This is a genomic window from Stieleria magnilauensis (assembly GCA_007753675.1).
GTDB lineage: Bacteria > Planctomycetota > Planctomycetia > Pirellulales > Pirellulaceae > Stieleria > Stieleria magnilauensis.
Genome location: CP036432.1, coordinates 9,203,773 through 9,226,575 on the forward strand (window position 1 = coordinate 9,203,773; position 22,803 = coordinate 9,226,575).

General features: G+C 59.8%; 13 protein-coding genes. 9 read left to right on the top strand and 4 right to left on the bottom strand.

Annotated features, from left to right (window positions below; genetic code table 11):
• Positions 1 to 212: 212 nt before the first annotated feature.
• The 7 genes from TBK1r_RS33160 (at position 213) to TBK1r_RS33190 (ending at position 9,540) form a co-directional block, all read left to right on the top strand.
• On the top strand, positions 213 to 1,388 hold the full coding sequence (locus TBK1r_RS33160) for an FG-GAP repeat domain-containing protein (RefSeq protein ID WP_145219875.1): 1,176 nt from the start codon (positions 213 to 215) through the stop codon (positions 1,386 to 1,388).
• 306 nt (positions 1,389 to 1,694) lie between these two features.
• Positions 1,695 to 3,815 carry a flagellar biosynthesis protein FlhA gene (locus TBK1r_RS33165; RefSeq protein WP_145219877.1) on the top strand — a complete coding sequence of 707 codons (2,121 nt, stop codon included), beginning with the start codon at positions 1,695 to 1,697 and terminating at the stop codon, positions 3,813 to 3,815.
• A gap of 40 nt (positions 3,816 to 3,855) precedes the next feature.
• On the top strand, positions 3,856 to 5,031 hold the full coding sequence (gene flhF / locus TBK1r_RS33170) for a flagellar biosynthesis GTPase FlhF (protein WP_145219879.1): 1,176 nt from the start codon (positions 3,856 to 3,858) through the stop codon (positions 5,029 to 5,031).
• Between the two features lie 315 nt (positions 5,032 to 5,346).
• Positions 5,347 to 6,168 carry a FliA/WhiG family RNA polymerase sigma factor gene (locus TBK1r_RS33175; RefSeq protein ID WP_095739298.1) on the top strand — a complete coding sequence of 274 codons (822 nt, stop codon included), beginning with the start codon at positions 5,347 to 5,349 and terminating at the stop codon, positions 6,166 to 6,168.
• A gap of 72 nt (positions 6,169 to 6,240) precedes the next feature.
• Positions 6,241 to 7,440, top strand: a complete 1,200-nt coding sequence (locus TBK1r_RS33180; protein ID WP_145219881.1) for a glycosyltransferase family 4 protein — start codon at positions 6,241 to 6,243, stop codon at positions 7,438 to 7,440.
• Positions 7,441 to 7,620: 180 nt separating this feature from the next.
• Positions 7,621 to 8,571: a serine/threonine protein kinase gene (locus TBK1r_RS33185; protein ID WP_145219883.1), complete on the top strand. Its 951-nt coding sequence runs from the start codon at positions 7,621 to 7,623 to the stop codon at positions 8,569 to 8,571.
• A gap of 6 nt (positions 8,572 to 8,577) precedes the next feature.
• Positions 8,578 to 9,540, top strand: coding sequence for an acetyl-CoA carboxylase carboxyltransferase subunit alpha (locus TBK1r_RS33190; protein ID WP_145219885.1), 963 nt, complete (start codon positions 8,578 to 8,580; stop codon positions 9,538 to 9,540).
• Here the strand turns inward: TBK1r_RS33190 and TBK1r_RS33195 are convergent.
• Genes TBK1r_RS33195 through TBK1r_RS33205 form a run of 3 tightly spaced genes read right to left on the bottom strand, consistent with a single transcriptional unit; the run spans position 9,492 to position 11,691 of the window.
• Entirely contained in the window at positions 9,492 to 10,430 is a 939-nt protein-coding gene (locus tag TBK1r_RS33195) for a serine protease family protein (protein ID WP_145219887.1), read from the bottom strand. The genes TBK1r_RS33190 and TBK1r_RS33195 overlap by 49 nt on opposite strands.
• 39 nt (positions 10,431 to 10,469) lie before the next feature.
• Positions 10,470 to 10,706, bottom strand: a complete 237-nt coding sequence (locus tag TBK1r_RS33200; protein ID WP_145219889.1) for a hypothetical protein — start codon at positions 10,704 to 10,706, stop codon at positions 10,470 to 10,472.
• Entirely contained in the window at positions 10,684 to 11,691 is a 1,008-nt protein-coding gene (locus TBK1r_RS33205) for a DUF1559 family PulG-like putative transporter (protein WP_372894567.1), read from the bottom strand. The genes TBK1r_RS33200 and TBK1r_RS33205 overlap by 23 nt, the downstream gene beginning before the upstream one ends.
• 668 nt (positions 11,692 to 12,359) lie before the next feature.
• Here TBK1r_RS33205 and TBK1r_RS33210 point away from each other — a divergent pair.
• A complete protein-coding gene (locus TBK1r_RS33210) occupies positions 12,360 to 20,756 on the top strand; it encodes a choice-of-anchor I family protein (protein ID WP_145219893.1) in 8,397 nt (2,798 codons plus the stop codon).
• A 111-nt stretch (positions 20,757 to 20,867) separates the two neighbouring features.
• Positions 20,868 to 21,539: a PEP-CTERM sorting domain-containing protein gene (locus TBK1r_RS33215; RefSeq protein ID WP_145219895.1), complete on the top strand. Its 672-nt coding sequence runs from the start codon at positions 20,868 to 20,870 to the stop codon at positions 21,537 to 21,539.
• Between the two features lie 464 nt (positions 21,540 to 22,003).
• On the opposite strand, the gene TBK1r_RS33225 is transcribed toward TBK1r_RS33215, so the two are convergent.
• Positions 22,004 to 22,675, bottom strand: a complete 672-nt coding sequence (locus TBK1r_RS33225; protein WP_145219897.1) for a CvpA family protein — start codon at positions 22,673 to 22,675, stop codon at positions 22,004 to 22,006.
• Between the last annotated feature and the right edge of the window lie 128 nt (positions 22,676 to 22,803).

Below are 22,803 nucleotides of genomic sequence, written 5' to 3' on the forward strand. Positions count from 1 at the left end.
ATACCATCCCCCTTTCGATCGGCCGGCGGCTTCGCCGCCGGCCGATCGAAAGGGGGAAGAGGGACAGGGGTTTCTTTTCCTGGGGTGGCGGTCACTTCGCTGCGCTCGTTCCCTGACCCCAGGCTACGTTGTTGATGCCCGTTGGGCAAACCCTGCTTCACCTGTCGGGTAAACTGATCCCTGCCTCTCCCACGTGAGCCAGGAAATCCCTTATGCCCCCGACCGTCGTTCGCCTCTCCGGCCTCCTGATCGGATGCTCGCTTTCATGGTGCATCCATCATGTCGACGTTTCCGCGGCATCCCCTTGGAAACGACACACGATCGACGACACCCATCGCGGAGCCGACGGTGTGCGACTGGGTGATTTCAACGGCGATGGTTTGCCCGACGTCGTCACCGGCTGGGAAGAATCGGGTCTGGTGCGGCTGTACTTGAATCCCGGCAGCGCCAAAGCCACCCAGCCATGGCCGGCGTCGACGATTGCCAAGGCGAAGTCCCCCGAGGACGCCGTACCGATCGACCTGGACGGCGACGGGCGGTTGGACATCGTCAGTAGCCACGAAGGCAAACAGCGACAATTGTTGGTCCACTGGAACAACACGCCCGCGCCGCACTCAGATTCATCGCAACTGCTCCAGCGACAGAACTGGACCACCGATCGGTTCAAACAGCTCGACGGCGTGATGTGGATGTTCGCCTTGCCGCTGGGCACGATCGATTCCCGGCCAGCGTTGGTCGTCGGGGCCAAGGGTCCCAAGGCCACGATCACGCTGTTGCTCGGTCCAGCCACCCACCCACGCGACCTGACAACATGGACCACGATCCGGCTGCGTGACGCCGGCTGGATCATGTCACTGCGGGCCGTCGACATGGACTTGGACGGTGACCTAGACGTCGTGTTCAGCGACCGCAAAGGCAACCGTCGCGTCGCCGCGTGGCTGGAACAGCCCGACGATCCCGAACAGATGTGGACCGAACAGGTGATCGCGGGGCAGGGTAGGGAGGTGATGTTTCTGACCGCCACCGCGGAGCGTTGCCTGATCAGCACACGAAACAGCGACTCGCTGGATTGCCGCCGCGCCGGCGACGCCTGGCACGTGACGACGCTAGACCACCCGGCCGGAGTCAACAATGGCAAAGCGATCGAACGTTTTCCCGACGACCGGATCGTGCTGACGGCCAACACCCACGCCAGCCCCAACCGCGATCTGCCAGGAATCTGGATCCGCGATCCGCAGGGAAACTGGTCAGCGATCGATCCCACGCCCGCCGTCAAGTTCGATCGGATGGAATTGATCGACCTCGATGCCGACGGAGACCTGGACGTGATGACCTGCGAAGAACGCCAAAACCTGGGCATCATCTGGTACGAAAACCCGGCACGTTAGTTTCAGGTTTCAGGTTTCAGGTTTCAGGTTTCAGGTTTCAGGTTTCAGGTTTCAGGTTTCAGGTTCTGCCTCATTATTTTCTTGTCACCCATTTTCTTGTCTCCCGCTCCCGTCCCTCGTTTTACTGCCTACCATTTTCCTTCCCCCCATTTTTCCGCCATCTCCCTCCACCGTCCTCCACCTCCTGTTTCACGCCGCGTTTCACGTCTCGGGTACCGCAGAATCACCTAGACCCCGAGCGTCTCGATTCACTACTGTCGCCAGGAAAGTGTTTTCATCGTCCCCCTGCGTGCGACAGGTCTTGCATTGTCCCCGATCCAACGATTCCGTCCGTGGTTGCTGCCGATCGGTGTGATGGCCTGCATGGTCGTGATCTTGATGCCGTTGCCGACGGTGATCATGGATTTTTTGTTGGCCGGCAACATCGCGTTGGCGGTCGTGATTCTGTTGACGACCATTCATGTGGCCACGCCGCTGGAATTCAGCGTGTTTCCGACGCTGCTGCTAGCAACCACGCTGTCCCGGTTGGTGCTGAACATCGCGACGACGCGACTGATTCTGGCCGACGCGCCCACACTCGGCGACGACGCCGCCGGCGGCGTGATCCGAACCTTCGGGCAGTTCGTCGCCGGCAATCAGATCGAAGTCGGTTTGGTGTTGTTTTTGATTTTGGTGGTGGTCCAGTTTGTGGTCATCACCAAGGGAGCGACACGGATCAGCGAAGTCGCCGCGCGATTTGCGCTCGACGGGATGCCGGGACGGCAATCGGCGATCGATGCCGACTTGAATGCGGGAAACATCGACGCAGCGACGGCGGCGGGCAAGCGCGACGACTTGATCGCCGAAGCCGACTTTTACGCCGCGATGGACGGTGCGGGAAAATTTGTCCGCGGCGATGCCGTTGCCGGGCTGGTGATCACCGCGATCAACATCATCGGCGGTCTGTATCTGGGTGTCGTCGTCTCGGGCATGGGCTTGGCCGATGCCGCATCGGTGTTTACCAAACTGACCATCGGTGACGGGTTGGTCAGCCAGATCCCGTCACTGTTGATCTCGCTGTCGGCCGGTGTGCTGGTCACGCGCGGCACCCGGCGATCGAACCTGTCCGACAACTTCGTGACCCAATTGCTGGGAAACTCCAAAGCCCTGTTGATCGCGGGTGGGTTTCTGTTGTTGCTGGTCATCACGGGTCTGCCCCCGATCCCATTGATCTTGCTGGGCAGCGGGTGCGTGCTGATCGCGACGACGCTTGACCGGAACGAAAAACAGCAGGCCGCCGAGGCGCAGCGTGAGCGTGAAACGGAGGCCCAAGCGGCCACGCCGACGCAAAAACGTGTCGAAGACTTCTTGACGGTCGACCCGCTGGAAGTGGCGATCGGACTGGGGCTACTGCCGCTGGCCGATCCGATTCGCGGCGGTGACCTGATGCAGCGCATCGCCAGTCTGCGAAATCAGATGGCCGCGGAAATCGGCATCGTTCTGCCCAAGGTGCGGGTACGCGACGACGCGACGCTCGGCCAACAAGAATACGAAATCCGCCTGTTCGGTGACTTCGTCGCCCGCGGCGACTTGCGGGTCGACAAACTGCTCGCCAGCGGTGACGGCAGAACGACCGGAAAACCAAACGGAGAAGCGGTCCACGAATTCGGCGGCACGACGTCGATCTGGATCGATCCGGCGGGCCGCGAACAAGCGATGATCTACGGATACAAAACGCGGACGGCACCGGGCGTGCTGGCCGATCACTTGGAACAAGTCGCCCGCGCCCACGCCGACGAACTGCTCTCGCACGACGCCACCAAACACCTGCTGGATGAACTGCGGCAGGTGGCTCCGGCGCTGGTGGACGATTTGGTCCCGACCCGGCTGTCGATCAACGACGTTCAAAAAGTCTTGCAGGGGCTGTTGCGTGAAGCGATCCCGATTCGGCAACTGGGCATCATCCTGGAAGCCCTCGGTGACGCCGCGGCGCGGTCCAACGACGCGTCGGAACAGATCGAAAGCGTCCGCCGACGACTGGCAAGGACGTTGTGCTCCCAACTCCGCGACGAACAACGCACGCTGCGGGTCGTTACGCTCGAATCGTCCACCGCGGCACAGCTGCAACCGCTCCATGGGCCGGCGGGGCAGGGGGATCGGTGGACCGATCACCAAGCCGGCTCGGGCGCGACATCTCAATTGGGAATCCGACACAACAAAACACAAGACGTCACTTGCGACGCGATTCGTCAAGCCGTTAAGAACCTATCCAGCGAAGGTTACCCGCCGGTCCTGTTGGTCGGCCCACATCTTCGCCGCCGCGTGAAACAGGTGACCGAAGAAGCGGGAATCTGGACCCACGTTCTGTCCACCAACGAAATCACCACCGACACTCAGCTGGAAATTCACTCGACGGTCGGCCGGCCCACATCCACCGCCGCCGCTTAGTCCTGACGATCCTCCGCCCCGCCTTTTTACAGCCCACTTGATGCAAGTCAAAATTTTCCGAGCCGCGAATTTGCAAGCTGCCCTGGAGGAGATCCGGGAACAGCTCGGGCCGAATGCATCCGTTCTGCGAACGCGACAGTGCCGAGACGGATGGATGGGTTGGCTGGGCCGCAGTTACGTCGAAGTGACCGCCAGCAGCGGCGATCAGCAGCGCGACGCGGCCGGCATGACGGCCGACGACACGCACCGCTCACTGGGACGCCTGCCGGGCAATCAACACACTCCCAATACACTTCCGATCGACGCGCGACAAACACTGTCGGTCGTCGGCCGAATGCCGACGAACCCCAGCAGGCCGATCGGCAGGACCCACCTGAACCATTCTCTGTACTCCGACCCCACTGCGGATTACCGCACCGGTCTGATCTCGCTGGGCGTTTCCGAAGCCGTGGCCGACCGCTGGATCCGTTCGACCAGCGGTTTTGTCGCCAACCTGGGCGACCCGGTCGAACCGTCTTGGCTGGAACAGTTGCAACGCAGCGTGGCCCGCGAGATCCGTCTCAGCGGCGCAATCCAGCTCAACCCCGGCGAACGCCGAATCGTGGCGCTCATCGGCCCGACCGGCGTCGGAAAAACCACGACGGTGGCAAAGCTTGCCGCCGGATTCCGCATTCAATCCAAACGACGCGTCGGTCTGTTGACGATCGATACGTTCCGAATCGCCGCCGTCCAGCAACTCCAAGCCTACGCGCAAATCATGGACTTGCCGATGAGCGTGGTCGAATCGACCGACCAGATGCGTGGTGCGATTGACCAACTGGGCGATGTTGATTTGATCTTGATCGACACCGCCGGACGGAGTCCCAAGGGCGACATGAGCATCGCCGGATTGGCCGAACTGCTCCGCACCGCCCAACCGGACGAAACCCACTTGGTCGTCAGTGCGACCAGCACCGCCGCGGTGGTGCAATCCGCGCTGGACGGATTCGCCGCGGCCAGACCGACCGCGGCAATCCTCTCGAAACTCGACGAAACCCCTTACACCGCGGGCGTGCTCTCGGCGCTAACCTCGTCCCGAGACCGCCTCGGGCTACCGATCAGCTACGTGACCAACGGACAGCATGTCCCCGATGACATCGCCGTCGCGACCGCCCAACGGCTGACCGAGCGATTGATCCCTGCGCCCGCCGGCGTGCGGCAGTTCGAAGCCGCCTAAAAGAAACGAACAATAAAACTCAACTCACCATGAGAAACAACCGATAGAGAAAAAGCCGAGGGCTGGAAACTCAAAAGACGACTTGAGATTTTTTTTGAGAGACCACTTTCGGCGACTGGGTTGACCCCGGCACACACGAACAAGAAAGCTGGACAAGGATTGTTTGGTCCATTGATCGTGCCCGTGCAGAGATTCGACCCAGAGTGGCGCTGACGATTCTCGTTTGCAGCAATGTGATACGGATCGTCGGCAAGAGCGAAAGCGAAAGCGAACCCCAAACATGACCTCGGCGACATGATGTCGTCGGCAGTCAAATTGAAGATCACGGAGGATTGGATGCCAGCCGCAGTTTCAACAGACGATGAAATCCTAGAGGTTTGGAAACGATTCAAACAGACCGAGAAGGATGCGGACGAATACGAACCTCTACGCAATCGCCTCGTCGAGCGTTACATGCCCTTGGTTCGATACAACGGTGAACGCATTTGGCAGCGTTTGCCCGATGGCGTCGAATTGGACGACCTGATCAGCGCCGGAATCTTCGGCCTGATGGACGCGATCGATGCCTATGACATGGACCGCGGCGTCAAGTTCGAAACCTATTGCGTGCCCCGAATCCGAGGCGCCATGCTGGACGAACTACGCACCATGGACTGGGTTCCCCGGTTGGTTCGCAGCAAGGCCAGCAAGCTGGCCGTCGCCAAGAAACAATTGGAAACCAGGTACGGACGTCCCGCCACGGTGCAGGAATTGTCCGAACACATGGAACTGTCGATCGCCGAAGTCGAAAAGATGGAATCGGACGCCAATGCCGTCGGAGTCGTCTCACTGAATAAAAAGTGGTACGAGACCGACAGCTACAAGGACGTTCGCGAAATCGACATCCTGGAAGACAAGAAAGGCGAAGACCCGACCCGACGTGTTCAGAAGAACGATCTGATGCGTTTGGTCACCAAGGGACTCAATCGCAACGAACGCTTGATCATCATTCTTTACTACTACGAAGAATTGACGATGAAAGAGATCGGTGCGACACTGGATTTGTCCGAGTCGCGGGTCAGCCAGATGCACACGTCCATCGTCAACCGCTTGCAAACCCAACTGGGCATGCGACGGGTCGAGTTCGGCACGGCGTGACGGTCCTCCAGTACGTCCGAAGTCCCCGTGACTTCGACGACATGTTCTCCGTTTTGCAATTGAGTCCACCGCGTGCGCGTCGCCCACATCATCACTCGCATGATCGTCGGCGGCGCCCAGGAAAACACGCTGTTCAATTGCCTGGACTTGATCGAGCATCATGACGATGAAGTGATGCTGATCACCGGGCCGTCGCTGGGGCCCGAAGGCGACTTGCTGCACCGCGCCGGTTTCTTCGGTGACCGAAGTCAATTGCGGGGCAGGGCAGGGGAGTTGCAAATCGAACTGCTGCCGATGTTCCGTCGCAACATCCATCCGCAACGCGATTGGGCCGCTTCGCGGGCAATCCGAAAAACAATCCAAACCTTTCGCCCCGATGTCGTGCACACGCACAGCGCCAAGGGCGGCTTGCTGGGACGAAACGCCGCCTGGTCGCTCGGCGTGCCGGCCGTGATCCATACCGTTCACGGAGCGCCGTTTCACGATTTCCAGCCTCGCGTGGCGCGGGAATTCTTTCGACGTTGCGAACGCTTCGCCGCAACCCGCTGCCACCACCTGATCTCCGTGGCCGACGCGATGACCGATTTGATGGTCCAAGCCGGCGTCGCACCGCGAGAGAAATTCACCACCATCTACAGCGGGATGGACGTCGATCCGTTCCTCCGCGCCAACGAGCATCGACAATCGGTCCGCGAGAAATACGACATCGCGCCCGATCGCATCGTGATCGGCAAACTGGCGCGTTTGTTTCACCTCAAAGGCCACGACGACCTGATCACCGCCGCGGTCGATGTGATTGCCCGTTGCCCCCAGGCTCTGTTCCTGTTGGTCGGTGATGGCATCTTACGCGAACCGCTGACCCGGCGGATCGAATCACTCGGCCTGGCCGACCACTTCGTGTTCACCGGACTGGTCTCCCCCACCGATGTCCCACCGCTGATCGGTGCGATGGACGTGCTGGTGCACACCTCGCTGCGTGAAGGCTTGGCCCGGGCGCTGCCCCAGGCGTTGATCGCCGGGAAGCCCGCGGTCAGCTTCGACGTCGATGGGGCGCGTGAGGTCGTGATCAGTGACGAAACCGGTTTCCTGGTTCCGGCGCGGGACACCACCAGATTGGCGGACTCACTGATCCGTCTGGTCGAAAACGACCAATTGCGGCAAACCATGGGCGGGGAAGGGCAGAGGCGTTTCACCGAGCAGTTTCGCCACGAGACCATGACGCAGCAGGTTCGCGCCATCTACGAACGCGTTTTGGACCGCCGGTCCCCCTGAATCGTTTTCCCACGGGCAGGCCGCCGCCGAATCCCCGGCTTTCGCCACAGGCGGGGCGTCAACTATGATGCCGACACGCCAAGTCTGGTAAACTCTGCCGGCTCTGACAGCCCCCCCGACGAGATGGTCGCGGGACCGGCTAGAACTCCGACACGCTGCCATTTCGTCCATCGGTTACTAATGACCAAGACCCGAGATTTCTACGGCCCGTACCGATTGACTCGTCTGATTCGCTCCGGCTCGACCGCCGAGGTCTGGGAAGCGATCCACGAGCACGAACAGGAACGCTACGCGCTGAAGATCCTGAAAGGGCAGATGGCCAAGGACAAGAGCGAAGTCAATCTGCTCAAGCACGAGTTCAACGTCGGCAAGGACCTGCAGAACAGCCCTCGAATCATCAAGATCCTGGACTATTCGATCGCCAACGATCGGCCGTTCCTGGTCCTGGAACTGTTCAGCGAACTGAACATCAAACAGGCGCTTCGACGCGGCCCCGACTCGCTCGCCTTCATGCTCGACAAGATCATCGAACAGGCCGGCGAGGGCATCTACTACATGCACACCCGCAACTGGATCCACCTGGACCTGAAACCAGACAACTTCCTGGTCAGCCGCGACGGTGAAACCAAACTGATTGACTTCACGATCACCGAAAAGAAGAAGACCGGGCTGAGCAAGATCTTTCATCGCAAAACCCTGGCCAAGGGAACGCGGAGCTACATGGCGCCCGAGCAGATCCGCCGCAAGGTCTGTGACGAACGGACCGACATCTATTCCTTCGGTTGTGTGCTGTTTGAAATGGCCACCGGCAAGCCTCCCTTTACCGGCGACACCCCGAACGATTTGCTCAACAAACACCTGACCGCTTCGATCCCCAGTGCCATCGCCTACAACAACAACGTCACCAAAGAATTTGCCGATCTGATCAAACGCATGATGGCCAAATCGGCATCCGCACGGCCGGATTCGATGTGGGACTTTTTGAAAGAGATCCGGTCGATTCAACTCTGGACCAAACGCCCGCGCAAGCCGGAGATTAGCGTCTTCGACAACATGCCCGGCATCCGTGGCGCCGATGACATGCTCCGCAAACCATCGGCGGCAGACCTAAACGACGAAGAAGAGGATTGACAATCGATGGCCGGACCCGGACTCGATTTTGAAATCGAAATCGCGGAACTCGAAACCCGCATCAGCGCCCTCCAACGACAGACCGAACGCAGTGAAGCCGCCGAAGGCGAATTGCGGTCGTTGCGGACGGACCTTGCCAAACAATTGCGCGACGTCTATTCCTCGCTCGATCCATGGCAAACCGTTCAAGTCGCCCGACACAAGAACCGCCCCTACACCAAGGACTACTTGAACCTGGCGTTCGACGATTTCGTGGAACTGCACGGCGACAAGCACTTCGGCGATGACCGCGCGATGCTGGCCGGATTCGCAAAATTGGATCGCTTCAAAGTGATGGTGCTCGGGCACCAAAAAGGACGCACGTTCAAAGAACGCGCCGCCTGCCACTTCGGTTGTGCCCATCCCGAAGGCTATCGCAAGGCGATGGTCAAAATGCGATTGGCCGAAAAATATAAACTGCCCCTGATCTGCTTCATCGATACACCCGGTGCCTATCCCGGCATCGGCGCCGAAGAACGGGGCCAGGCGCAAGTGATCGCCGAAAGCATGTTCAAAATGAGCCAGCTGAAAACGCCGATCATCTGCATCGTGATCGGCGAAGGCGGATCCGGAGGAGCGTTGGGGATCGGTGTCGGCGACCGGATCGCCGTGATGCAACACGCCTATTACAGCGTGATCAGTCCCGAAGGTTGCGCCGGCATCCTCTGGAAAAGCCACGAACACGCACCCAAAGCCGCCGCCGCACTCCGCTTCACCAGCGATCACCTCAAACGCCTCGGCGTCGTCGATGATGTGCTCGACGAACCACTCGGTGGAGCCCACCGGGATCATCACCAAATGGCGACCCGACTCAAAACGTACCTCTCCAAAACACTCGGCGAGCTCGAAAGCCAGTCGGTCGATCAGCTGCTCGACTCACGTTACGAAAAATTTCGGCGCATCGGAGTCTTCCTCGAAGAAGCCTGCTGATTGCCTGTCCGTCGGTCGACCAAGACCGGCTCGACTCCCCAAACCCGCAACAGCTCGGCCGCCGAAACGCCGAATCCGAAAACGCCACCCTCCGGCTTTTCCGCTGTGCTGTCTTCGTCACCAGGCTCCGCCAGGTGTACTCCGACGACATGCCCCTCGTCGTCCAACAGCGGAGCGCCGGCCGTCGCCTGCAGCGAGAGCCGCGAATTGGCGAACCGGTACTCCATCCGGCCATCGCCGTCGATCCGGATCACGGTCGCTTCATGAGCCACGCGGCTCGGCGAGGCCCCCGCGTAAACCGCCGTCGCCATCCATACGGTATCACCGACACCGGGAGTCGCGGTTGCGAACTGCAGTGGTCGAAGCCCCCGAGCCAACGATCCCGTTGAGACGGCGACGAGATCGTGCGTCCATCGATCGACATCCGACTCACCGACTTCTTCAAATTCGATGACCTGCCTCAACTGTCGCATCGCATCGCTGGCACCGAACGCTTCGCTGAACATGATCTTCGTGACGCCACTTCGAGCGGCCTGCGCCGCGTCTGGGTTGACGATGGGATCGGGTTGTTGAAGCGCCGGATGCAACGGCATGATCATCACGGGATCATCCCCGGCCACCAAACGGGCCGCGAACGCCGTCGCACGGATCTCATCGGGATCGATTGGAAACTCGTTAACCGCCACGTAGGGACGCCAGATCCTGAAATCACGAACCGTCGGCCCGCGATAACGATCGACCACGGCGGGAGAGTTGGCGAGCCGATCCGTCAAGGCATCGGAACCGGACTCGACTGAGCAACCGACCAGACCAAGGGCGAGGGCAGGGGCGAGCAACAGACCGGCACCCGACAGCCGTGCTGTCGGGTGCATCCGATTGATGATCTTCAAGATGCAATTCCAAGTAGCAGAACGAAACAATTAAACAGTTCAAAGTTCACTTTCGGCGTCGATGATGGCTTCATCTTCAGCCTGAATCTCCGCTGAGATATCGGTATCGATCTCGGGCGGGGCAGGGCCGCCGCACCCAACCAACGGCATCAATAAACACGTGGCCAACACGATCAACGCGAGACGGTCACGTCGTGGTTGAAAAGAACGGGTATAGAACATGCGATTAATCTTTTTAGATGGTTCGATAGTATTAATTGACTTGGTTTTCTTCATGGGACTCTCCATCATCAACGACGCACAGATTCTTCCAAACCGTCGCATCAATGTTGAAGTTATAAAACTGCACCGACCCGTCGCAGAGGGCGGCGTGAACACCGACGTGGGCTGCACCGAAGTAATGATTCCAGTTGGTCGATCCGCCGGCGTCACGATCGGGTGCATACGCATCGTTGTCGGATTTGGGCGGGAAATGCCAACGGATCGTATCGGTATCCCAGCCCGCGTTGTTCCAGCGTTCGTTGTCACCCCCATCAAGCCCATGCTCGGTATACGGCAATGACTTTTCCGCGAACACGATGCTGTGCGTCAGCCCGTCACGGATATCAGCCAGACGGCGTTTGTCACCGTCTTTGGCCCAGATGATCGCACCGGCACGCTTCTTGACCAGACCTCCGTTGGAACGACTGCGCGTCGACACCGCTGGCGCACCAAGCGGGGCTTCGGGGATAAAGTTGACGGCCGTATCAGGTCGACCGTGGTAGAACCCGCCGTTTCCGGCGTAATCCACCCGACCAAATTTCGCACTGCCATACCCCGTCGGCGCCCGACGCGTGGGACAGTAATAGACGGGAATCAGCACTTGGGCGACGTCGTCTTCACGTGAATTGTTGGGACGATTCGGCCACCATGGCGGATCATTGGTCGCCAAGTCGTAGACGGCGGCCTGCTCCAGGAAGGGCAAAATCCTCCACTGCGCCGACCATCCGGCGCGGTTCGCCGCCCGGCAACATGCGTCGGACGTTCGGCCCGACGGGTTGCTCGTCCCGGGATCTCCGTCCCAAGGCCCCGGCGGCAATTGTTTGTAAGTACTTTCGTAGTTCAGAGTCGCGAGTGCAATTTGCTTCATGTTGTTGCTGCACTGCATTCTGCGAGCCGCTTCGCGTGCAGCTTGCACTGCCGGCAACAGCAGCCCGACCAAGATTCCGATGATCGCGATCACGACCAGCAACTCAACCAGCGTGAAACCGCTGGACACCATCCGATTCGAACCTCGCGTTCGCGCTGGGTTGTCCGATCGAATGTTACTACCTGACCACATTGTTGTCTCCTGTAAGTGATAACTGTGGTGATTCAAAATATGTTTCATGTGTAAATCGGTTGTCGTGCCACTGGTGGCAACGTGGTCCACTCCATTCGATGCATCGTCCGCAATGGACAGAGTGAAGAGAGACTCTTCGACAGAGCGTTCGTGCTCCGGGCGATACCGTAGCGACCGGATCTCGATACAAAAGACGAGTTCCAAAGTCTTGTCTCTTATTCATCTAAACCGCGCCAAAGCCTTCGCCGGTTTCTAACATTTGCGACACCGAATGACGGGGGCACGGCCGCCACCTGCGACGCATGCGATGAGCTATCTGGTACGTGACGTCTGCGACACCAACAAGCATGTGAAGGCACTCTGATTGCTTCATCGTTTCAGCATGAAACCGAGGTGCGCACCACTGCATGAAGCTCTTGTGAATGTTCCATCGAGTAATGGTGTGAACTGTGTGAATAACAACAACGTCGCATTGATCAAGTTTTTGCGACCGCTATTCTCCGCCGCATCGGTCCAAACCGATCGATGAGACGCACCACTACAAACACGTTGCCGCGTCGCTCCGCATACAACCATTCACCACAGAAACTTTCACCGTGAAATCAAGCATGAACAAGCGTCGTACGAAGGATTCAAGTTCACGATCAAAGCGTCGTCGCCTCACCAAAAAGCACCTCAAACTGGAATCCCTTGAAGCGCGTCAGTTGCTTGCGGCGAATGTCGTCAACGACTCATTGACGTTGGCAACCGACAGCGCGATCAACGTCCTGGTCAATGACACGTCCGGAAGCGAGGTGCAGTCAGTCTCTGCGTTTCAGGCAGATTTTGATCCGACCAATTACGACCCGGCCGTCAACGCCACCGATTGGTTTGTGCTTGAAAGGCCCGGGCAAGCCGGCGTGCCCCAACGATCTCTCATCCCCGGCGGCATTGTCCCGATCGGTGGAAACCTCGGCGACCTGGACATCGCCCGAGACACCGATGCCGACGCGAGTAACGATGCGTCACTGACCGCCGCAGACCATGGCGTGGACGCGTCCGAAGGGATTGCGTTGCCCGTCATTCGTGACAACAGCCCGGTCGACGTCGCCGGCACGAACCTGGGTGTGCCGCAATATGCCTCCGAAGGCGGCGGGCGTAGCTGGATCGCGATCGCCGCCGCGCCGGAAAACAGCGGTGAAACGTCGATCGGTTTCTCGACGGCGTTCTTCCCCTACCAAGCCGGCTGGGTTGGCGGATCTTACAACTCCGCCGGCGCCCTGGTTCCCCAAGTGGACGGCGCACCGCCCGCGCCGATCGTCACCGGATCCGGCGGTGTTTATGAAGCGACCGTCCCGGGTGTCACCGATGCCTACAGCGAAGGATTCCTGTTCGCCGTCGGAGGCGATAACGAGGACAACTACACGCGGACGCGCCCGATCGATGGCGGCCGTTGGGCGATTCAGCACCGTGACAACGCTGCCGAGATTGGCGGCGCCGAATCGGACGATTTCAATCTGCTCTACATCCCTCGTCATGCACAAGGCCTGATCGGAGGTGTCGTCAATGGCGACTTTGCCGGCGTCAGCCCGATGCGTCAATCGTTTGGCGAGTTTGATCTCGAACGCCAGTCCGACGGGTTCTGGCGACTCAGCGTACCCGGTCACGACATCACCTCCGGCGCGCTGATCATGGAGAACTATGACCTTTCGGTCAGCCAGCCACGCAATAGCTACTTCACTTATGACGACGCCGGGGACGGCAGCGGCGACATTATCATTCGCCAGTTTGCCTGGAACAGTAATACCGAAACGCCGCTGAACTCGGACTTCGTGTTCTTCTTCGTCCCCTTCGAGAACACGCTCAGCCCCACGACGGACCTGACCGTGTCTTCACTGGGCGAAAACAACAATGGCATGACAGCCAAGGGGCTGCCGATCTCGTTGAACGCCGACGGAACGGTCAATTACGCGACCGCCGGCGCGATCCGTGCGCTCGGTGCCGGGGAAACCGATCTCGACTCGTTCGTCTATCGCGCGACCGATGGAACCACCGAAAGCGACGAAGCCACGGCGACGATCAATTGGGTCGGCGTCAACGACGCCCCCGAAGTCATCGCGTCGCCGGCCGAACTGATTCTCGACGAAGACGGCCCGGCGACCCTGATCGACCTGACAACGATCTTCAACGACTTCGACGCCAACGACGTGTTGACCTACGGCGTCGATACCGGAGTCAGTGGACTGATCAACGCTGAAATCATCGGCACCCATGCCTCGATCACACCCGCGCTGAACCGATTCGGTTACGTCCAAATCTCGCTGTCGGCGACCGACACCAGCGGCGAAACCGCTTCGGTCACGCTGGACATTTCCGTTATTCCACAAGACGACGACGTGCAGGCGGTCGATGACAACGGCACGGTGACGGATAAGTTCACCCCCGCCCGCATCGACGTGCTCGGCAACGACTTCCATCCCGACACCACCGAGTTCTCGGTTTCGGCTGCTGAAATTTATGGCGACCCGGCGGCGACCACCAATGGCGATTCGGTGTTTACCGTCATCAACACCACCGTGGCGCCCAACGACCTGACGATCCAGAGCGTCGGCAACTTGGGTGACGTTGCGGTCGGTCGTGGCGGATTCGATCTGTCGCTCGCCGACGGCGTGTTCTTGGGCACCGGCCGTGACAACACCAGCCCGTTCCCGACGGTCAATACCTACAACGCCTTCGGCAGCTACGGATTTGCAACCGATCGAGGCATCGGCGGGGGCGAACGGAACACTCCATTCAGCGCCGCGTTCTTTCCCTTCGGCGATCAATGGACCTCCGGCCACATCGCCGCCGATGGAACCGTACTCGGGGGCGTCGGCATCTCGCAAGCCAATGTGACGCTGCTTCAACCGGGACTGTTCGAAATCACCATCCCCGAAGCCAGCTTCACCGACGACGGCTTGTTGTTCGCCGTCAGCGGCAGCAACGACGACAACATCGTGTCGGTCTATCCACAGGGCTACAACAACAAATGGCTGGTCCGCCAGATGGACAGCGATTCCGACGCCACCGGATTCGAAAGTGACGCGATCAGCTTTGTTTACCTTCCCGGTTCGACGACCGGACTGATCGGCGGACGTGCGGCGTCGGAAGAAGGGCAGTATGCCTTGCGACAGCGATATGGCAACGTCTCACTCAGTTCCGACACCGACCTGGCACCGCTGGTTTCGATCGATGGATACACACCGGCCGATGGCGCCCTGATCGCCGTCGCGACGTCTTATGACTTTGCCGACGTCAACGGAGTGTCGACGCTGATCCCAGCCAATCAAGCCGTCATGGCGACGCCCCAAGGTAATGCGTTCCGGATTGACATTCTGCAGTCCCAGACCTTCACCCCGACCGGGAACTTCCCCGAGTTCCAGTTTATCTTCCTGCCCTACGACAGCCCGCTGGAGAAGATCGACGGGCTGGATTTCAGCATCGACGGGTTTGACAGTGTCAGTGCCCTGGGAGCCTCCGTCACGCTTGAGGCCGATGGAACGTTTACCTATGACCCATCGGGTGCGGGTGCACCGATCGCTGACCTGGGCAACGGTGAATCAACCACCGATACGTTCACTTACACGATCCGGGACGGCCGCGGCGGAACTTCGACCGCAACCGTTTCATTGACCGTGCAAGGAGAAAACCAAGCTCCGATGGCCAGCGACGATGTCGTCAACTTGAATGAGTTGAGCGCCCAAGGCGCCTTGATCACCGTACTGGGTAATGATGTCGACCCCGATGTGGAGTCGCTGCTGGGAACGCCGACCGGAATCCCGTCGGCCAACCTGGCGGTCGATGCATCAAGCGTGTGGTCGGTCTCTCAAACCGGCGCGTCGCCGGTTCGCTTGACGGTCGGTGCCGGAGCAACGGGGACTGTCGAAATCCTGCACGACGGAACCGCAATCAACCAAGCCGACGGCGTTGTGATGGCAACGATCCGCGAGAACTTCGACGGAGCCAACACGAACTACCGCTTGGTCCAAGCCTTTGATAACGGCAGCGGCACCTCACTCGCATTGCAACAGTTCGGAACCGACGCGGCGGCCGACGCCGACGTCTCGGTCGCGTTCTTCCCGTTTGCCGACAACTGGGTCGGCGGACACGTCACCGGCGGAGGCACGTTGACCCACGGAAACGGATTGACCGACGTCGACGTGGTCCGAACCGATGTCGGTCGCTACGAAGTCACCATCCCCGGTGTCGCCGACGCGGCACTGGACGGATTCCTGTTCGTCATCGGCAACGAAAACGCGGACAACGTGGTGCAAACGCGAGCCATTGCCGGATCGGCGGTGTACGAGGTTGCCGTCCGCGACAACCAACAGGATTTCGGTAACGGTGAAGACGGCGGGTTCTCGTTCGTCTTCGTCCCACGCAACGCACAAAACCTGGTCGCCGGTACGATTGATCCGTTTCAATCCGGCCCCAATGCCGTCAGCATGGCGATCGGCGAGTTCAACGTCGAACGTCTGGACGTCACCGACGGCGGGCACGAGTGGAAAGTCACCATCCCCGGACAGTCTCCAGACACCGGCATGTTGGTGCTGACCAACCAAGACAACGGTGAAGTCGAAGACAACTTCCTGAGCTACCAGGATGACGGAGCGGGAAGTTTCGTGATCCGCTCGCATGACATGCCGGGATTGGGCCGCCAAGACCAACCGTTCACGTTCACCTTCATCCCGTTCGATTCCATCGGCCAACCCGCGGCGCGCCCTGTTCCCGGGCTGCTGTCGATCGACAGCGTCGACCCGACGTCCAGCCTGGGCGCAACGCTGACGGCCAACGCCGATGGAACGATCCGCTACGATCCCGGCACGGTCCTGGATTCACTCTACGATGGCGAAACGGCAACCGACACGTTTACGTACACCATGACCGATGGCTTCGGTGGAACGTCGACGGCAACCGTGACCGTGAACATCGACGGATTCGGTACCGCACCGGTCCTGCATTCCTCGTCCGGTACGACCTACTACGGCGTGGGCGACGACGCGGTCAGCATTGACGGCCAATTCAACCTCGCTCCCGTCGGAGTTGCATTCTTTGACGGTGCCGTCGCCACGATCGAACTGACCAGCCGCCAAATCGCATCGGATGTATTGTCCATTCGCGACGAAGGCAACGGGGCAGGGCAGGTCGGTGTTTCGGGATCCGACGTCAGCTTTGAGGGCGTCGTGGTTGCCACCTTCACCAGCGGCAACGGAACGACGCCGTTGACGGTGACCTTTAACGCCGCGGCAACCGAGCTTGCCGTCGATCGCATCTTGCAGTCGGTGACGTACAGCAATTCAGATCCCGTCGTCACCGGCGGGGCTCGTGAAGTGACGTTCTCCTTTGTCGATGGAAACGGCCGAGCCAGCGACCCGGTCACCAAACCACTGAATCTCGGCTTGGTCTATCGACGCGAATTGCAACAAGGCGTCAACCTTGGCTATGGCACGTACCAGGGCACATCCGACGCCCAGATCCGTGAATCCGATCCCGATTCGGTCATCGCACCAGGATCCGATCTGTTGGTCGATTACGACTCCGGCGGGAACGCTTCACAGGTTCTGCTGCGTTATGGCAATTTGTTCGGAGACGGACCGGGCCAAATCCCGATCGGCTCGGTCATCACGTCGGCAAACCTGGTGGTGGAGACGAACCCGAATACGTCCAACTCACCGGGCGATGGTGCGAACTTGCACCGCATGTTGATCGACTGGGACGACGCGACCGCAACCTGGAATGCCTTTGGCAATGGCATTCAAACCGGTACAGGGGAAGCGGCCGGCGGGTTTGAATCACAAATCGGAACTGCCAGCGGAGCGGGCACCACGGGTACGGGTTTGCTGAGTTTCAGCGTGTTGCCGGACATCCAAGCCTGGGCAGACGGCGAAACCAATCACGGTTGGCTGTTGCAAGGTTGGCAAGACTTGACCGACGGATGGTTCTTCAGCAGTGCCGAAGACGAAACGCCGACGGCCCGACCCAAGTTGGAAATCGAATGGGTTCCCGCCGGCGCGAATGTCGTCAGTTTCCAACAGGGTGTCAACGGATACACATCCACGCTGGACACGCAAATCGACACCGCCAACCCCGATGACGATTTGTCTTCGGTCGAAACGTTGTTCATCGATTCACCGAACACGCGGGCACTGATCCGATTCGACGACATCATCGGTGACCTTGCCGGTCAGGTACCTGCCGGTTCACGCATCATCACCGCGCGTCTTCGCACGGCATCGTCAACCAGCAATGCTCAAGGTGACGGTGCACGATTCTTCCCCATGCTGACCTCCTGGGACGACACCGACACGTTCAATAGCCTGGTCGACGGCGTGAACATCGACGGCGTGGAAGCGGCTAGTGATTACACCACCTCCGCCGGACATCCGAGCCGCAACCCAAACGTTCAAGGCGGGTTCCACGATTGGGATGTGACCAGCGACGTCCAGGCCTGGGTCAACGGTAGCCTGACCAACTACGGATGGCTGCTGGAACCTTGGGAAAGCGGCACCGACGGTTGGGGCATGCAGAGCTCCGAAGCGGCCAATGAAATCGAACGACCGCGACTGGAAATTATTTTCGCAGCGGCGATTGATCCAGAAATCAACGTCCTCGGCGCCAACAGCCAAACGATCGTTGCCGGCACGAGCAACGTCTCGCCCTTGGCGGGAACCGACTTCGGCAGCGCGGACGCGACCAGCGGGACAGTCACCAAGACCTTCACGATCGAAAACAGCGGCGCCGCGGCGTTGAACCTTTCCAACGCCGAAATCATCGGTACCGAAGCGGACGCGTTCACGTTCGCGAACCTACCACTCGCGACCGTCATCCCCGGCGGCTCGTTCTCCTTCGACGTCGTCTTTGATCCCGCCAAACTAGGACTGCACGACGCGTCGGTGGTGCTGACCAGTGATGATGCCGATGAAGCCGTTTATCGGTTCGCCATCCAAGGCAACGGCGTCGGCTTCCCGGCGTTGTCGGCGACACCGGACGGATCGACGTCCTTCACACCGATCGGCGGCATCTCCAGTGGTCTTTCGGGTGCCGAAATCTCGGCGTTCGATCCCGGCAGCGATCGCCTATTCGTGACGTCCGATGACGGCTTGCAAGTTATCGATCTGGCTAACCCTGCCAACCCGATTCTGTTGCCCACGATCCAGCCGACCACTGAGGGCGCGAGCGACAACGCGATCACCAGTGTTGCGGTCAACCAGGCAGGCGTCGTCGCGGCGGCCGTCCCCGGATCCGATCCCCAAGCTCCCGGTAGCGTGTTCTTCTACAACGCTGCCGACGGCGCGTACTTGGGCAGCGTGACTGTCGGTGCCTTGCCGGACCAACTGACGTTCACGCCTGACGGTACGCGACTGCTGGTTGCCAACGAAGGCGAAGCATCTTCGGATGGAACGACTGATCCGGTCGGCTCGGTCAGCATCGTTGACCTCTCGACCGGAGTTGCAACCGCGACCGTACAAACCGCCGGCTTCGAGTCCTTTGACGGCAGCGAGCAGGCACTCCGCGATGCCGGTGTCAAACTGAGCCCCGGCAAAAGTGTCTCCGAAGACGTCGAACCGGAATACATCGCGGTTTCGCCTGACGGTACCACAGCGTTTGTGACCCTCCAGGAGAACAACGCGTTGGCCGAAGTTGAAATCGCCACCGCGACGGTGATCGCGATTCATCCGCTGGGTTACAAGGACCACAATGCGGCAAATGCGGCCATCGATCCGACCAACGATTCTCCCGATGCGTTAACGCTGCAAAGCATCCCGGTTCGCGGCTTGTTCCAACCCGATGCGATCGCCAGCTACGAAGTCGACGGCGTGACCTACTACGTCACCGCCAACGAAGGCGATGCCCGCGACGCGGAAGAAACGGACGTCCAAAGCGTCACGCTGGACCCGACGATGTTCCCCAACGCCGCGGCATTGCAAGCCGCAGCGTCGGCCGGTGAACTGGAACTCAGTGGCATCGTCGGTGACCCCGATGGCGACGGTGACTTCGACGCGCTCTATTCCTTCGGCGCCCGATCGTTCTCAATCTGGAGCAGGGCAGGGGAGTTGGTTTTTGACAGCGGCGATGTGCTCGCACGAGCCACCGATCTGCTGGGGCTTTACGATGATGGACGAAGCGACAACAAGGGTACCGAACCCGAAGGCATCACGATCGGACAGATCGATGGACGCACCTACGCATTTGTCGGTCTCGAACGCGCTAACGCCATCATGGTGTTTGACATCACCGATCCGACCAACGTCTCGCTTGCACAAGTGCTCAACGACAGCGCAGACGTCAGCCCTGAAGGACTGACCTTCATTTCTTCCGCCGACAGCCCCAACGGCTCGCCGTTGTTGGTCGTCAGCAACGAAGTCAGCAACACGTTGCGTGTTTACTCGATCGGGTCAACCTCGGCGACTCCCCAAGTCGAATCGGTCGTGATTAATGATGGATCGGCGTCGCGATCGCAAGTCACCTCTGTGACCGTGACGTTCGACACCGAAGTGGACCATGCGGCGCTGCAATCGGCGTTCACCCTGACCAACACCGATAGCTCGACCCAAGTCACGGGTCTGAATATCGCCGCAAGTAACAGCGGAGGGAAAACGATTGCCGTTCTCTCCTTCGCTGCCGGTGCAAGTGTGGTGACGCGGAACGGTTCCGGCCTGCAAGGCAACTCGCTCGCCGACGGCAACTACCGACTCGACATTGCGGCAAGCCAAGTGCAAGCGACCGTCGGATCCACCACGATGGCGGTCGACTATGCGTTCGGCGGACAAAACGCAGCGGGCACACCCAACGACGATTTCTTCCGTCTGCTCGGTGATGCCAACGGTGACGGGTTCCGCAACGGCATCGATTTGAACTCGATCATTCCGTCGCTGTTCAATCCTAACGAATACCGATTCGACCTCGACACCAACGGCGATGGATCGATCAACGGGATCGACTTGAACGACCTGATCCCAACCATCTTCGGCGCGGCTCGCCAGTAGCCGCATCGCCCAACTGTCCTTTGACCTTCGCGCCCCACGGGGCGCGAATTCACTCTCTCACACGATTCAACCTTTCCATCTACTTACGACTCCCAACACGAGACAAACGAAATGAATTTGCGAATAGCCACCTTTGCTTTTGCCACCTTGTCGATGCTTGCCTCGGCACACGCCGAACTCACCTACGACCTGTTGCTACGGACCAATCGCGGTGACGGCATGGACAGTGCCATCGCGACCACCGCCGGTGAACAGATCAACGCGGAAGTCGTTCTGCGAGAAACCGTCACGGGCACCGACAGCACCTTGATCGGCTCGGCCAATCTGAACGCCTTCAATCTCTCGCTGCAAAGCTTCGGCAGTGATGGCTTGTTCGAATCGCTGACGCTTAACGGCGAAGGCGGCTTCGACGCCGGATCCGGTTCCTCCACGCTGACCTTTGCCGCCTTCGGTCCGGCGTTCGGCCAACCCGGTCGCACTTCGATCGATCGCGGCAACGGCATCTTCGAAGCTTCACTGGGAACGGTCACGTTGCGTGCACCGACGCTCGGAGAAACCCAATTTGTCCTTTCCGACGGATCCGCCGTCGATGGCGATTTCACGACGTTCCAAACCGTCGGCTTCGGACTCGAGTCGGCCGCCGCTAACTCCGGAGGAGGGTTCTTCGGACGGGCGCTCACGCTGAGCAGTCAGGTGACCGCGATCCCGGAGCCGTCCAGCGCGCTGGCGTTGTCGCTGGTTTGCACGTTCGGTTTGCTGCGATCGCGTCGCCGGCGGCGTTAAGAACGCGCCAAGCGATTTGGCTCGGCGGCACAGCCGCCAAAAGCCGTCGCGGCTTCCGCTACCGCTTGGTTGTCGACAACCGAGCGGGGTGAAGTTGATGGGTTGTCGACAACCGAGCGCGATGAGAGCGATTGGTTGTCGACAACGGAGCAAACGCCCAACTGAGTACTCAGTACTCGGTACTCAGTACTCAGTACGTGGTACTCAGGACTCAGGACTCAGGACTCAGGACTCAGGACTCAGTCCAAAGCACCAAACAGGGCACAAAACACCGCTTCTGCAACGTCCGATAATCACTCTTATGTTGTATTGAGACTGCAAAAAACCCCGTGTTTGAGCGATTTCTCGCTTAGGCACCGCTCGCTGAGCTGCCCTGCTGGAATGCGATCACGCGCCGGTCGCTTACGCGTCCCGCTGGATCGGATCATGCGCCGGCCCGTACGCGTCGCGCTGGCGCCCAGGACTCACGGCCGCCAGCCGGCTGGGCGTGCGAGCGTGCTGTTCTGCTCGGGTGTGAACACTGGCTGCAACCGGTCTCGCATCTCATCGATCAAGACGCCTTCGACGCCTTCCGAGGCGTCGATCAGCCGGCCGGCCAAACCGGCATCGGACTGCGTTTGGGCCCCCTCGAACTCGGCATCGAATCGCTCCAAGTACGGATGCAAAAACTGATGGATCTCCGGCGGGATCACCGACTCGCTGCGGTCGAGATGCCGGGCGATGAATCGGCCGCTTTTGCTAGCAACAATTTTTTCGCGAATCCCATCCCCCATCAGCGTGACGGCGAACAGCGTGATCAGCGTGCAATACAGCCCACCCTTGAGCAGCCCGAATAGCGTTCCAATCTGGCGATCGAATTCCTTCAGCTTCATTCGGTCGATCGTCCGGCGGACCATGTTGAAAGCAACCCAAACGACCAGCGACGTCCCGACGAACAGAATCAACATCGCCAGAAAACGATTCCAGGGAGGCTCGGCGACGATCGAATGGCTGAGCGGCTCGCGAAATCGATAGGCCACGAAATAACTGACCACGATCGACGCGATGGAAGCCAACTGCCATGCGAAGCCCTTGACCGCGCCAAAAATGGCAGCCGCAACGAGCACGATCAGCATCAAGATGTCGTAGGTCTCCACAAGCCGTTGTCCTCGCACTCCTGTCCATGAACTTCACTCTTGCCGGCCACACCGTGACGCGACGCCCCGACGCTTCTTGGCAAATGCTTGCATTGCAAGGCGCCCACGAGCCACACCGATCCCGATAG

Coding starts and splice junctions, on each gene's coding strand:
- flhF (WP_145219879.1), top strand. CDS start 3,856: ATGCAAGTCAAAATTTTCCGAGCCGCGAATTTGCAAGCTGCCCTGGAG.
- TBK1r_RS33160 (WP_145219875.1), top strand. CDS start 213: ATGCCCCCGACCGTCGTTCGCCTCTCCGGCCTCCTGATCGGATGCTCG.
- TBK1r_RS33200 (WP_145219889.1), bottom strand. CDS start 10,706: ATGAAGAAAACCAAGTCAATTAATACTATCGAACCATCTAAAAAGATT.
- TBK1r_RS33190 (WP_145219885.1), top strand. CDS start 8,578: ATGGCCGGACCCGGACTCGATTTTGAAATCGAAATCGCGGAACTCGAA.
- TBK1r_RS33215 (WP_145219895.1), top strand. CDS start 20,868: ATGAATTTGCGAATAGCCACCTTTGCTTTTGCCACCTTGTCGATGCTT.
- TBK1r_RS33205 (WP_372894567.1), bottom strand. CDS start 11,691: ATGGTGTCCAGCGGTTTCACGCTGGTTGAGTTGCTGGTCGTGATCGCG.
- TBK1r_RS33210 (WP_145219893.1), top strand. CDS start 12,360: ATGAACAAGCGTCGTACGAAGGATTCAAGTTCACGATCAAAGCGTCGT.
- TBK1r_RS33185 (WP_145219883.1), top strand. CDS start 7,621: ATGACCAAGACCCGAGATTTCTACGGCCCGTACCGATTGACTCGTCTG.